This is a genomic window from Enterobacter sp. PL1 (assembly GCF_945957325.1).
Classification (GTDB): Bacteria; Pseudomonadota; Gammaproteobacteria; order Enterobacterales; family Enterobacteriaceae; genus Enterobacter; species Enterobacter roggenkampii.
The window spans coordinates 45,809-58,506 of record NZ_CAMFKT010000026.1; the positions used below are offsets into that span (position 1 = coordinate 45,809).

The following is a 12,698-nucleotide window of genomic DNA, read 5'->3' on the forward strand; positions in this document are numbered from 1 at the left end:
GATGTTTTTAAGTCAGGAAGATTTTGCCACGGTAGTGCGTTCCACTCCGCTCATCTCAATTGATTTGATCGTGGAGAACGAACGCGGCGAGTTCTTGCTGGGGAAACGAACCAACCGTCCTGCACAGGGCTTCTGGTTCGTGCCCGGCGGGCGCGTGCAAAAGGATGAGACGCTGACCGATGCGTTTGAGCGTCTCACTCTGGCGGAACTGGGCCTGCAGTTGCCGATGGCAGCGGGCCAGTTTTACGGGGTCTGGCAGCACTTCTATGACGATAACTTTTCGGGCACCGGGTTCTCCACGCACTACATCGTGCTGGGGTTCCGCCTGAAGGTGAGTGAGGCAGACCTGCGTCTGCCTGATTCTCAGCATGACGACTACCGCTGGCAGACGCCAGAGGCGCTGCTGGCGAGCGACAATGTGCATGACAACAGCCGTGCCTATTTCCTCGCTGAACGTCAGTCCGGGGTGCCGGGCTTATGAAGATCCTCGTATACGGAATCAACTACTCGCCGGAATTAACCGGTATCGGGAAATACACCGGCGAGATGGTCGAGTGGATGGCGAGCCAGGGACATGACGTGCGGGTCATTACCGCGCCGCCGTACTACCCGGAGTGGAAAGTGGGGGAGCGCTACTCAAGCTGGCGCTACCGTCGCGAAGAGGGTGCAGCGACCGTCTGGCGCTGCCCGCTGTATGTGCCTAAGCAGCCCTCGACGCTGAAGCGCTTGATTCATCTCGGCAGCTTTGCCCTGAGCAGCTTCTTCCCGCTGATGGCGCAGCGTCGCTGGAAGCCGGATCGCATTATCGGCGTGGTGCCGACGCTGTTTTGCACGCCGGGCATGCGCCTGCTGGGCAAACTCTCCGGCGCGCGCACCCTGCTGCACATTCAGGATTATGAAGTGGACGCCATGCTGGGCCTGGGGATGGCAGGCAAAAGCAAAGGCGGCAAGGTGGCGAAGCTCGCCAGCGCGTTTGAGCGCAGTGGCTTACACAACGTGGACTACGTCTCAACGATCTCGCGCTCCATGATGAACAAAGCGCAGGAGAAAGGCGTCCCGGCGGAGAAGGTGATCTTCTTCCCGAACTGGTCCGAAGTGGCGCGTTTTCGCGACGTGACTGAGCAAGACGCTCAGGCGCTGCGCGCGCAGCTCGGTTTGCCTGAAGATCAAAAAATCATTCTTTACTCAGGCAATATCGGCGAAAAGCAGGGGCTGGAGAGCGTGATCGAGGCGGCTCAACTGCTGAATGAACATCCATGGATGTTTGTGATTGTCGGGCAGGGGGGGGGAAAAGCGCGGCTGGAAAAAATGGTAAGCGTTCGCGGCCTGACCAACGTGAAATTCTTCCCGCTTCAGTCTTACGAGGCATTGCCTGCGCTGCTGAAGATGGGCGACTGCCATCTGGTGGTGCAAAAGCGCGGCGCGGCGGATGCGGTGCTGCCGTCCAAGCTGACCAACATTCTGGCCGTGGGCGGTAACGCGGTGATTACGGCCGAAGACGAAACTGAATTAGGCCAGCTGTGTGACAGCTATCCGGGGATTGCGGTGTGCGTAGAGCCGGAATCGGTTCCGGCGCTGGTCACCGGCATTGAACAGGCACTTGCCATGCCAAAAGTGAACACGGTGGCACGTGAATATGCCGAACGCACGCTCGAGAAAGAGAACGTGCTGAGCCAATTTATTGCAGATATACGGGGATAAATCATGAGTCAAACCACTTTGTATCCGGTTGTGATGGCTGGTGGCTCTGGTAGCCGGTTGTGGCCGCTGTCCCGCGTGCTCTATCCAAAACAGTTCCTCTGCCTGAAAGGGGATCTCACCATGCTGCAGACGACGGTAAACCGTCTCCACGGCGTGGAGTGTGAAAGCCCGGTGGTGATCTGTAACGAACAGCACCGCTTTATTGTTGCCGAGCAGCTGCGCCAGCTGAACAAACTCACAGAAAATATCATCCTGGAGCCTGCCGGACGCAATACCGCACCGGCTATCGCCCTGGCGGCGCTGGCGGCAAAACGCAGCAGCCCGGACTGTGACCCGCTGATGCTGGTGCTGGCGGCAGACCACGTGATCCAGCAGGAAGAGGCCTTCCGCGACGCGGTGCGTGCGGCCATTCCTTACGCTGAGAGCGGTAAGCTGGTGACCTTCGGCATCGTGCCGGATCTGCCGGAAACCGGCTACGGCTACATCCGTCGCGGCAACGTGACGCCGGGTGAAGGCGACAGCGTGGCGTTTGACGTGGCGCAGTTCGTTGAAAAACCGAATCTGGAAACCGCGCAGGCGTATGTCGCCAGCGGGGAATATTACTGGAACAGCGGGATGTTCCTGTTCCGCGCCGGACGCTATCTGGAAGAGCTGCGCAAATATCGCCCGGATATTCTGAGCGCCTGCGAGAAAGCGATGGCGGTGGTGGATCCGGATCTCGACTTCATCCGCGTGGATGAAGAGGCCTTCCTCGCCTGTCCGGAAGAGTCCATTGACTATGCGGTGATGGAACGCACGGCTGACGCCGTCGTGGTACCGATGGATGCGGGCTGGAGCGATGTTGGATCCTGGTCCTCCCTGTGGGAGATCAGCGCCCATACCCCGGAGGGTAACGTCCATCACGGCGATGTCATTAGCCACAAAACGGAAAACAGCTACGTCTACGCCGAGTCCGGCCTGGTCACCACGGTTGGGGTAAAAGATCTTGTTGTGGTCCAGACCAAAGATGCCGTGCTGATTGCCGACCGTAACGCCGTGCAGGACGTTAAAAAAGTGGTGGAGAAGATCAAGGCGGATGGCCGTCACGAGCACCACATTCATCGCGAAGTCTACCGTCCGTGGGGCAAATATGACTCCATTGACGCCGGTGACCGCTATCAGGTGAAACGCATCACCGTGAAGCCGGGCGAGGGGCTGTCGGTGCAGATGCACCATCACCGCGCCGAGCACTGGGTGGTGGTCGCGGGAACCGCCAAAGTCACCATTGACGGTGAAGTGAAACTGCTGGGCGAAAACGAGTCCATCTATATTCCGCTGGGGGCGACGCACTGTCTGGAGAACCCGGGGAAAATTCCTCTCGACTTAATTGAGGTGCGCTCCGGCTCGTATCTGGAAGAGGACGATATCGTGCGCTTCCAGGACCGCTACGGGCGAGTGTAGCTCTCTGCATCATGCCCGGTGGCGCTGCGCTTACCGGGCCTACGAATGACAAAAAAATTAATTTGGCCATTTAGTGGTCAGGACCGACTGTTGCCTGAAAAAGGGGTCATCATGGATAAATTAACCTGTTTTAAAGCCTACGATATTCGCGGCAAGCTGGGCGAAGAGCTGAATGAAGACATTGCGTGGCGCATTGGCCGCGCGTACGGCGAATACTTAAAACCGCAGACCATCGTGCTGGGCGGCGACGTGCGTCTGACCAGTGAATCCCTCAAGCTGGCGCTGGCGAAAGGGCTGCAGGACGCGGGCGTAGACGTGCTGGACATCGGCCTGTCCGGAACCGAAGAGATTTACTTTGCCACCTTCCACCTGGGCGTGGACGGCGGTATTGAAGTGACGGCCAGCCACAATCCGATGGATTACAACGGCATGAAGCTGGTGCGCAAGGGCGCCCGTCCTATCAGCGGCGACACCGGCCTGCGCGACGTGCAGCGTCTGGCGGAAGCCAACGATTTCCCGCCGGTGAACGAGGCGAAGCGCGGTAGCTACAAAAAAATCAACCTGCAGAAAGAGTACATCGACCACCTGCTGGGCTACATCAACGTGGCAAACCTGAAGCCGTTGAAGCTGGTGATTAACTCCGGCAACGGCGCGGCTGGCCCGGTTGTCGATGCCCTTGAAGCGCGCTTTAAAGCACTGAACGTGCCGGTGACCTTCGTCAAAGTGCACAACACCCCGGACGGCAACTTCCCGAACGGCATTCCTAACCCGCTGCTGCCGGAGTGCCGCGACGACACCCGCAACGCGGTGATTGAACACGGCGCGGACATGGGTATCGCCTTTGACGGCGATTTTGACCGCTGCTTCCTGTTCGACGAGAAAGGGCAGTTCATCGAGGGCTACTACATTGTCGGCCTGCTGGCGGAAGCGTTCCTCGAGAAAAACCCTGGCGCGAAGATCATTCATGACCCGCGCCTCTCCTGGAACACCGTCGACGTGGTGTCTGCCGCAGGCGGCACGCCGGTGATGTCCAAAACCGGTCACGCCTTCATTAAAGAGCGCATGCGCGAAGAAGACGCCATCTACGGCGGCGAGATGAGCGCCCACCACTACTTCCGTGACTTTGCCTACTGCGACAGCGGGATGATCCCGTGGCTGCTGGTGACTGAACTGCTGTGCCTGAAGGGGAAAACCCTGGGCGAGCTGGTGCGCGACCGTATGGCGGCGTTCCCGGCGAGCGGAGAGATCAACAGCAAGCTGGCACAGCCTGCCGAGGCGATTGCCCGCGTGGAGCAGCACTTTGCCATCCACGCGCTGGAAATTGACCGTACCGACGGCATCAGCATGGCGTTCCCGCAGTGGCGCTTTAACCTGCGCTCGTCCAATACCGAGCCGGTGGTGCGCCTGAACGTGGAGTCCCGCGCTGACACCGCGCTCATGGAAGCCCGAACGAAGGACATTCTGGCGCTGTTGAATCAGTAATAACTGCCCCTCCCGGTGGGAGGGGGAACCGAATACAGGAACAACGATGACGAATCTAAAAAAACGCGAACGAGCGAGAACGAATGCATCGTTAATCTCTATGGTGCAGCGTTTTTCTGATATCACCATCATGGTCGGTGGATTGTGGGCGGTGTGTCGGATCAGCGGGCTGCCGTTCTTATATATGCATCTGCTGATGGCCCTGATTGCGCTGGTCGTGTTTCAAATGATCGGCGGTATGACCGATTTCTACCGCTCGTGGCGCGGCGTCAAAATGACCACTGAACTGATGCTGCTGCTGCAGAACTGGACCCTGAGCCTGATCTTCAGCGCAGGCCTGGTGGCATTTAGCCATGATTTTGATAATCGCCTCGTGACCTATCTGAGCTGGTATCTGTTGACCAGCGTCGGCATGGTGGTGTGCCGTTCCCTGATCCGCTTTGGCGCGGGTTGGCTGCGCAACCGGGGCTATAACCGTCGCTTCGTGGCGGTGGCAGGCGATCTGCCGGTTGGGAAAGTGCTGCTCGACAGCTTCCGCAAAGAGCCATGGTTAGGCTTTGAAGTGGTCGGGATTTATCACGACGCAAAGCCTGGCGGCGTGCCTGCCGACTGGGCGGGCAACTACGATCAGCTGATTGACGATGCCAAAGCCGGCAAAATTCACAACGTCTACATCGCCATGCAGATGAAAGACGAATCCCGCATTAAGCAGCTGATGCGCGAGCTGGCGGATACCACCTGTTCAGTGATCCTGATCCCGGACGTGTTTACCTTCAACATTCTTCACTCCCGTATTGAAGAGGTGAACGGGGTGCCGGTCGTACCGCTGTACGACACGCCGCTGTCCGGTATTAACCGCGTGCTGAAGCGTCTGGAAGATATCGTGCTCTCTTCGCTGATTTTGCTGCTCATCTCCCCGGTGCTGTGCTGCATTGCCCTCGCGGTGAAGCTGAGCTCGCCAGGACCGGTTATCTTCCGTCAGACCCGCTACGGCATGGACGGTAAGCCGATTATGGTGTGGAAATTCCGCTCCATGAAGGTGATGGAGAACGACAAGGTGGTGACCCAGGCCACGCAGAACGATCCGCGCGTCACCCGCGTGGGGAACTTCCTGCGCCGCACCTCGCTGGACGAGCTGCCGCAGTTTATCAACGTCTTTACCGGCGGGATGTCGATTGTTGGCCCGCGTCCGCACGCGGTGGCGCACAACGAGCAGTACCGCTCGCTGATTGAAGGCTACATGCTGCGCCATAAGGTGAAGCCGGGCATCACCGGCTGGGCGCAAATCAACGGCTGGCGCGGCGAAACCGACACGCTGGAAAAAATGGAAAAACGCATCGAGTTCGATCTGGAGTACATCCGCGAGTGGAGCCTCTGGTTCGATATCAAGATTGTTTTTCTGACCATTTTCAAAGGTTTCGTGAACAAAGCGGCGTACTAAGATGAGCTTACGTGAAAAAACCATCAGCGGCGCCAAGTGGTCAGCGATGGCGACCATCGTCATCATTGGCCTCGGCCTGGTGCAGATGACGGTGCTGGCGCGCATTATCGATAATCACCAGTTCGGCCTGCTGACCGTCTCGCTGGTGATCATTGCGCTGGCCGATACGCTGTCTGACTTTGGTATCGCCAACTCGATTATCCAGCGCAAAGAGATCAGCCATCTTGAGCTGACCACGCTCTACTGGCTGAACGTGGGGCTGGGGATTTTCGTGTTTGTGCTGGTGTTCCTGCTGAGCGATACCATCGCCAGCGTGCTGCACAACCCGGATCTCGCCCCGCTGATGCGTACGCTGTCGTTTGCGTTCGTGGTAATCCCCCACGGGCAACAGTTCCGCGCGCTGATGCAGAAAGAGCTGGAGTTCAATAAGATCGGCATGATCGAGACCAGCGCCGTGCTGGCGGGCTTTACCTTTACCGTCGTGAGCGCCCATTTCTGGCCGCTGGCGATGACCGCCATCCTCGGTTACCTGGTGAACTCTGCCGTGCGCACGCTGCTGTTCGGCTACTTTGGGCGTAAAATTTACCGCCCGGGACTGCATTTCTCTCTTGCGTCCGTCTCGTCCAACCTGCGCTTTGGCGCGTGGCTGACGGCGGACAGCATTATCAACTACGTGAACACCAACCTTTCGACGCTGGTGCTGGCACGTATTCTCGGCGCGAGCGTGGCGGGGGGCTACAACCTGGCCTACAACGTCGCGGTGGTGCCGCCGATGAAGCTGAACCCAATAATCACCCGCGTGCTGTTCCCGGCGTTTGCCAAGATTCAGGACGACACCGAAAAGCTGCGCATTAACTTTTACAAGCTGCTTTCGGTAGTGGGGATCATCAACTTCCCGGTGCTGCTGGGGTTGATGGTGGTGTCCAGCAACTTCGTACCGCTGGTGTTTGGTGAGAAATGGAACGGCATCATCCCGATCCTGCAGCTGCTGTGCGTGGTGGGGCTGCTGCGCTCCGTGGGGAACCCGATTGGGTCCCTGCTGATGGCAAAAGCGCGCGTGGACATCAGCTTTAAGTTCAACGTATTCAAAACCTTCCTGTTTATTCCGGCAATTATCGTCGGCGGGCACATGGCGGGCGCTATTGGCGTGACGCTGGGCTTCCTGCTGGTGCAGATCGTCAATACCGTCCTGAGCTACTTCATCATGATTAAACCGGTGCTGGGCTCCAGCTACCGTCAGTACATCCTGAGCCTGTGGCTGCCGTTCTATCTCTCATTGCCGACCCTGGCGGTGAGCTACGGCCTGGGCATTATCCTCAGCGGGCATCTGCCGCTGGCCGCGCTGCTGGCGGTGCAGGTTGCCGCGGGTGCGCTGGCCTTCGTCGTGATGATTGTGCTGTCGCGCAATGCGCTCGTGGTTGAGATGAAGCGCCAGTTTTGCCGTAACGAAAAAATGAAAACGCTGCTTCGCGCAGGCTAGTTATTTAAGAGGCCATTATGAAATTATTAATTCTTGGCAACCATACCTGCGGCAACCGTGGCGACAGCGCCATCCTGCGCGGTTTACTGGATGCAATTAACACCCTTAAGCCTGAGACCGAAGTGGACGTGATGAGCCGTTATCCTGTCAGCTCATCCTGGTTACTGAACCGCCCGGTAATGGGCGATCCGCTCTACAGCCAGATGAAACAGCATAACAACGCCGCGGGCGTGATGGGCCGCGTGAAGAAAGTACTGCGTCGTCGCTACCAGCATCAGGTGCTGCTTTCCCGGGTGACCGATACCGGCAAGCTGCGCAATATCGCCATTGCCCAGGGCTTTACGGATTTTGTCCGTCTGCTCTCCGGCTATGACGCCATTATTCAGGTCGGCGGTTCGTTCTTCGTCGATCTCTACGGCGTGCCGCAGTTTGAGCATGCGCTTTGTACGTTCATGGCGAAAAAGCCGCTGTTTATGATTGGCCACAGCGTGGGGCCTTTCCAGGATCCGCAGTTTAACCAGCTGGCGAACTATGTGTTTGGCCACTGCGATGCCTTGATCCTACGCGAGTCGGTCAGCCTTGACATGATGAAGCGCAGCGAGATTGATACGTCAAAAGTTGAGCACGGCGTGGACACCGCCTGGCTGGTGGATCACCAGGACGACAGCTTCCAGCCGAGCTACGCGGTGCAGCACTGGCTCGGCGTTACGGCGAAACAGAAAACCGTCGCGATCACCCTGCGCGAGCTGGCGCCATTCGATAAACGTTTAGGCACGACGCAGGCGGCGTATGAGCAAGCGTTCGCCGACGTGGTGAACCGCGTGCTGGACAGCGGGTACCAGGTGCTGGCGCTATCCACCTGTACCGGTATCGACAGCTACAACAAAGATGACCGCATGGTGGCGCTCAACCTGCGCAACCTGGTGAACGATCCGTCCCGCTATCACGTGGTGATGGACGAGCTGAACGACCTGGAGATGGGCAAGCTGCTCTCCGCCTGCGACCTGACCGTGGGCACCCGACTGCACTCGGCCATTATCTCCATGAACTTTGGCACGCCAGCCATCGCTATTAACTACGAGCACAAGTCCGCGGGCATTATGCAGCAGCTCGGTATGCCGGAAATGGCCGTTGATATTCGTCATCTGCTGGACGGGTCGCTGGGTGCGATGGTGGGCGACACGCTCGGCCAGCTGCCTGCGATCAATGAACGTCTGGCGGTGGCGGTGAAAGCCGAGCGCGAGAAGGGCATTGGGATGGTGAAATCGGTACTTGACCGCGTGCGGGAGGGGAAATGAAGGTTGGTTTCTTCTTACTGAAATTTCCGCTGTCGTCTGAGACCTTTGTTCTGAATCAAATCACCGCGTTTATCGATATGGGATATGACGTGGAGATTATCGCCCTGCAAAAGGGCGATACCCAAAACACCCATGCGGCGTATACCCAGTATGGGCTGGAGGCCAAAACACGCTGGCTGCAGGACGAGCCGTCCGGGAAGCTGAGTAAGCTGCGCCACCGCGCCAGCCAGACCTTACGTGGGATCCATCGCGCGTCGACGTGGCGGGCGCTGAATGTTTCCCGCTATGGGTCGGAATCACGCAATTTAATTCTCTCGGCCATCTGCGGGCAAACGGCGCAGCCGTATCGTGCTGACGTGTTTATCGCCCACTTTGGCCCGGCAGGCGTGACCGCCGCGAAGCTACGCGAACTGGGCGTGATTGACGGTAAAATTGCGACCATTTTCCACGGTATCGACATCTCCAGCCGTGAAGTGCTGAACCATTATACGCCGGAGTACCAGCAGCTTTTCCGCCGCGGCGACATGATGCTGCCCATCAGTGAACTGTGGGCCGGACGCCTGAAAAGCATGGGCTGCCCGGGAGAGAAAATTGCCGTTTCGCGCATGGGCGTGGATTTAACGCGCTTTACCCGCCGTCCGGTGAAAGTGCCGGGTAAACCGCTGCAGATCATCTCCGTCGCGCGTCTGACCGAGAAGAAAGGCCTGCATGTGGCGATTGAAGCCTGCCGCCAGCTTAAAGCGCGCGGGGTGGATTTCCACTACCGCATTCTCGGGATTGGGCCGTGGGAGCGTCGTCTGCGCACGCTTATCGAACAGTATCAGCTGGACGATGTTGTAGAGATGCCGGGCTTCAAGCCGAGCCACGAGGTCAAGGCGATGCTCGATGAGGCAGATGTGTTCCTGCTGCCTTCCGTAACGGGAGCCGATGGCGATATGGAGGGCATTCCGGTGGCGCTGATGGAGGCGATGGCCGTCGGGATACCGGTGGTCTCGACCATTCACAGCGGGATCCCGGAGCTGATTAAGTCTGACCATTCCGGCTGGCTGGTGCCGGAGAATAACGCCATGGCGCTCGCCGATCGCTTAGCTGCCTTCAGCGATATCGACCAGCAGGCGCTGGAGCCTGTGCTCCATAATGCCCGACAAAAAGTTGAAGCCGATTTTAACCAGCAGGTGATTAACCGTCAGTTAGCCAGCCTGCTGCAAACGTTGTAACGCCGAGGATGTATGCTGAAAAAGATTACCCGACGCACCTTTGTCTCGTCTCTGTCCGTTCTGGCAGCTACGCCGCTGCTGTCGTCCCGCATTGCGCGGGCGGCGAGCGGAAGAACGGTCTCTGTTAATCAGTACAATAACAACGACTGGATCGCGGCCTTTAAGCAGGCGTTTAATGACGGGGACACGGTCATTGTCCCTGCCGGGCTGACCTGTGAAAACATCAACACGGGTATTTTCATTCCCGACGGTAAAACGCTGCTGATCCGCGGGGCGTTAACAGGCAATGGCCGCGGCCGCTTTGTTCTGCAGGAAGGCAGCAAAGTGATAGGGGAAGGCGAGGGACGGACAGAGAATATCACTCTCGATGTACGTGGCTCCGACTGCGTAATTAAAGGGCTGGCCATGAGCGGTTTTGGTCCTGTGACGCAAATCTACATCGGCGGTAAGAAACCGAGCGTGATGCGCAATCTGGTGATTGATAACATCAGCGTAAGTCAGGCCAATTACGCCATCCTGCGCCAGGGATTCCACAACCAGGTGGACGGCGCCCGCATCACCAACAGCAAATTTAGCCATCTGCAGGGCGATGCGATCGAATGGAACGTCGCCATCAACGATCGCAATATCCTGATTTCCGACCATGTCATCGACAACATCAACTGCACCAACGGCAAGATCAACTGGGGCATCGGCATTGGCCTTGCCGGGAGCACCTACGACAACGACTACCCGGAAAAGCAAACCGTTAAGAACTTCGTGGTGGCCAACATCACCGGCAGCAACTGTCGTCAGCTGGTGCACGTGGAAAACGGAAAACACTTTATTATCCGCAATATTAAGGCCAAAAATATCACCCCAGACTTCAGTAAAAAGGCGGGAATAGACAACGCCACGGTGGCGATTTATGGCTGTGATAATTTCATTATTGATAATGTCGACATGGTCAACAGTGCGGGAATGTTAATCGGCTATGGGGTCATAAAAGGCGATTATTTGTCCATCCCGCAGAACTTTAAGCTCAATAATATTCACCTCGATAACCGCCAGCTTGCGTATAAATTGCGCGGAATACAGATTTCATCCGGTAACGCGACCTCGTTTGTGGCGATTACCAACGTGGAAATGCAGCGTGCTACGCTGGAACTGCACAACAAGCCGCAGCATCTTTTTTTACGCAATATCAATGTCATGCAGGAAGCTGCCGTGGGGCCTGCCCTGAAGATAAACTTCGATCTGCGCAAGGATGTGCGAGGAAAATTCATGGCGAAAGACGAGACGCTGCTGTCGCTGGCGAACATAAAAGCCGTTAATGAGAAGGGGCAAAGCTCGGTGGATATTGACCGTGTCGACCAGCAGGTGGTGAATGTGGAAAGGCTGAACTTTGCGCTTCCGCACAGATAATCGACAATAATCTGTTTTGAGACTATTCCTGGCATAAAAGCGCGATCGAATCAGATTACAACTACAGAAATATGTGATGCTAAGGCGTAACATTGCTTAAGGGTTACGGCAAATCATGCTGGCGAAAACAGGTTTAAGAGCTATAATTCGTCAACCATTTTAAGGTGGAAGAAATAATGATTAATTTGAAAGCAGTCATTCCGGTAGCAGGCCTGGGCATGCATATGCTGCCAGCCACAAAAGCCATTCCTAAAGAGATGCTGCCGATCGTCGATAAGCCAATGATTCAGTACATTGTCGACGAGATTGTTGCTGCAGGGATCAAAGAAATCGTCCTGGTTACGCACTCGTCCAAGAATGCGGTAGAAAACCACTTCGACACCTCTTACGAACTCGAAGCGTTGCTAGAACAGCGCGTTAAGCGTCAGCTGCTGGCGGAAGTGCAGTCTATTTGTCCGCCGGGCGTGACCATCATGAACGTGCGTCAGGCGCAGCCGCTGGGTCTGGGACACTCTATTCTTTGTGCCCGTCCGGTGGTGGGTGATAACCCGTTCATCGTTGTGCTGCCGGATATCATTATTGATAACGCGTCCGCCGATCCGCTGCGATACAACCTGGCGGCAATGGTGGCACGTTTCAACGAAACGGGCCGTAGCCAGGTGCTGGCGAAGCGCATGAAAGGCGATCTCTCCGAGTACTCCGTAATTCAGACCAAAGAAGCGCTGGAGACGGAAGGGCAGGTGAGCCGCATCGTTGAGTTCATCGAAAAACCGGATCAGCCGCAGACGCTGGATTCGGACCTGATGGCGGTGGGTCGCTATGTTCTGAATGCCGATATCTGGGCGGAACTGGAAAAAACCGAGCCAGGCGCCTGGGATCGTATCCAGCTCACCGATGCGATTGCCGAGCTGGCGAAAAAACAGTCTGTTGACGCGATGCTGATGACCGGCGACAGCTATGACTGCGGTAAGAAAATGGGGTATATGCAGGCGTTTGTGAACTATGGGCTGCGCAACCTGAAGGAAGGGGCGAAGTTCCGTAAGAGAATTGAGAAATTACTGACAGAATAAGTCGCAAGATTGTTTAACATAAATGGGTAGCAATGAGCGTATTTGGGCTGTTTACAGCTTAAGCAATCGCTCTTGCTACCTTTTTTTTTTGTAAGAATATCAATAGGTAAAATGAGGCTATCCGGAATGTTGCTTCCTGGTTTAGACAGAGATTTTTCCTTGTTT

10 protein-coding genes are annotated in these 12,698 nt (G+C 56.7%); all 10 read left to right on the forward strand.

Features of this window, described 5'->3' with window-relative positions; all coding sequences use genetic code 11:
• Position 1: 1 nt before the first annotated feature.
• The 10 genes from N6P30_RS20025 (at position 2) to galF (ending at position 12,533) form a co-directional block, all read left to right on the forward strand.
• Positions 2 to 481 carry a GDP-mannose mannosyl hydrolase gene (locus N6P30_RS20025; protein ID WP_008499425.1) on the forward strand — a complete coding sequence of 160 codons (480 nt, stop codon included), beginning with the start codon at positions 2 to 4 and terminating at the stop codon, positions 479 to 481.
• On the forward strand, positions 478 to 1,701 hold the full coding sequence (gene wcaI / locus N6P30_RS20030) for a colanic acid biosynthesis fucosyltransferase WcaI (RefSeq protein ID WP_058673329.1): 1,224 nt from the start codon (positions 478 to 480) through the stop codon (positions 1,699 to 1,701). Before N6P30_RS20025 ends, wcaI begins: the two co-directional genes overlap by 4 nt.
• A 3-nt stretch (positions 1,702 to 1,704) precedes the next feature.
• Positions 1,705 to 3,141, forward strand: a complete 1,437-nt coding sequence (gene cpsB, locus N6P30_RS20035) for a mannose-1-phosphate guanyltransferase (RefSeq protein WP_021241455.1) — start codon at positions 1,705 to 1,707, stop codon at positions 3,139 to 3,141.
• Positions 3,142 to 3,252: 111 nt separating this feature from the next.
• On the forward strand, positions 3,253 to 4,623 hold the full coding sequence (gene cpsG / locus N6P30_RS20040; RefSeq protein WP_032622651.1) for a colanic acid biosynthesis phosphomannomutase CpsG: 1,371 nt from the start codon (positions 3,253 to 3,255) through the stop codon (positions 4,621 to 4,623).
• Between the two features lie 46 nt (positions 4,624 to 4,669).
• The gene (wcaJ, locus tag N6P30_RS20045) at positions 4,670 to 6,064 is read left to right on the forward strand and encodes an undecaprenyl-phosphate glucose phosphotransferase (protein WP_008499429.1); all 1,395 of its coding nucleotides are present in this window, start codon (positions 4,670 to 4,672) and stop codon (positions 6,062 to 6,064) included.
• A 1-nt stretch (position 6,065) separates the two neighbouring features.
• The gene (wzxC, locus tag N6P30_RS20050; RefSeq protein ID WP_032652667.1) at positions 6,066 to 7,544 is read left to right on the forward strand and encodes a colanic acid undecaprenyl disphosphate flippase WzxC; all 1,479 of its coding nucleotides are present in this window, start codon (positions 6,066 to 6,068) and stop codon (positions 7,542 to 7,544) included.
• A 17-nt stretch (positions 7,545 to 7,561) separates the two neighbouring features.
• Positions 7,562 to 8,842 carry a colanic acid biosynthesis pyruvyl transferase WcaK gene (wcaK, locus tag N6P30_RS20055; protein ID WP_008499431.1) on the forward strand — a complete coding sequence of 427 codons (1,281 nt, stop codon included), beginning with the start codon at positions 7,562 to 7,564 and terminating at the stop codon, positions 8,840 to 8,842.
• Positions 8,839 to 10,059: a colanic acid biosynthesis glycosyltransferase WcaL gene (gene wcaL, locus N6P30_RS20060; RefSeq protein WP_032663229.1), complete on the forward strand. Its 1,221-nt coding sequence runs from the start codon at positions 8,839 to 8,841 to the stop codon at positions 10,057 to 10,059. The genes wcaK and wcaL overlap by 4 nt, the downstream gene beginning before the upstream one ends.
• A 12-nt stretch (positions 10,060 to 10,071) precedes the next feature.
• Entirely contained in the window at positions 10,072 to 11,463 is a 1,392-nt protein-coding gene (wcaM, locus tag N6P30_RS20065) for a colanic acid biosynthesis protein WcaM (RefSeq protein ID WP_154827337.1), read from the forward strand.
• Positions 11,464 to 11,639: 176 nt separating this feature from the next.
• On the forward strand, positions 11,640 to 12,533 hold the full coding sequence (gene galF, locus N6P30_RS20070; protein ID WP_032663231.1) for a GalU regulator GalF: 894 nt from the start codon (positions 11,640 to 11,642) through the stop codon (positions 12,531 to 12,533).
• Positions 12,534 to 12,698 lie beyond the last annotated feature (165 nt).

Bases quoted from the DNA above. Each gene is read 5' to 3' on its own strand.
- cpsB (WP_021241455.1), top strand. From the start codon at position 1,705: ATGAGTCAAACCACTTTGTATCCGGTTGTGATGGCTGGTGGCTCTGGT.
- wcaI (WP_058673329.1), top strand. From the start codon at position 478: ATGAAGATCCTCGTATACGGAATCAACTACTCGCCGGAATTAACCGGT.
- wzxC (WP_032652667.1), top strand. From the start codon at position 6,066: ATGAGCTTACGTGAAAAAACCATCAGCGGCGCCAAGTGGTCAGCGATG.
- wcaK (WP_008499431.1), top strand. From the start codon at position 7,562: ATGAAATTATTAATTCTTGGCAACCATACCTGCGGCAACCGTGGCGAC.
- galF (WP_032663231.1), top strand. From the start codon at position 11,640: ATGATTAATTTGAAAGCAGTCATTCCGGTAGCAGGCCTGGGCATGCAT.
- wcaM (WP_154827337.1), top strand. From the start codon at position 10,072: ATGCTGAAAAAGATTACCCGACGCACCTTTGTCTCGTCTCTGTCCGTT.
- wcaJ (WP_008499429.1), top strand. From the start codon at position 4,670: ATGACGAATCTAAAAAAACGCGAACGAGCGAGAACGAATGCATCGTTA.
- cpsG (WP_032622651.1), top strand. From the start codon at position 3,253: ATGGATAAATTAACCTGTTTTAAAGCCTACGATATTCGCGGCAAGCTG.
- N6P30_RS20025 (WP_008499425.1), top strand. From the start codon at position 2: ATGTTTTTAAGTCAGGAAGATTTTGCCACGGTAGTGCGTTCCACTCCG.
- wcaL (WP_032663229.1), top strand. From the start codon at position 8,839: ATGAAGGTTGGTTTCTTCTTACTGAAATTTCCGCTGTCGTCTGAGACC.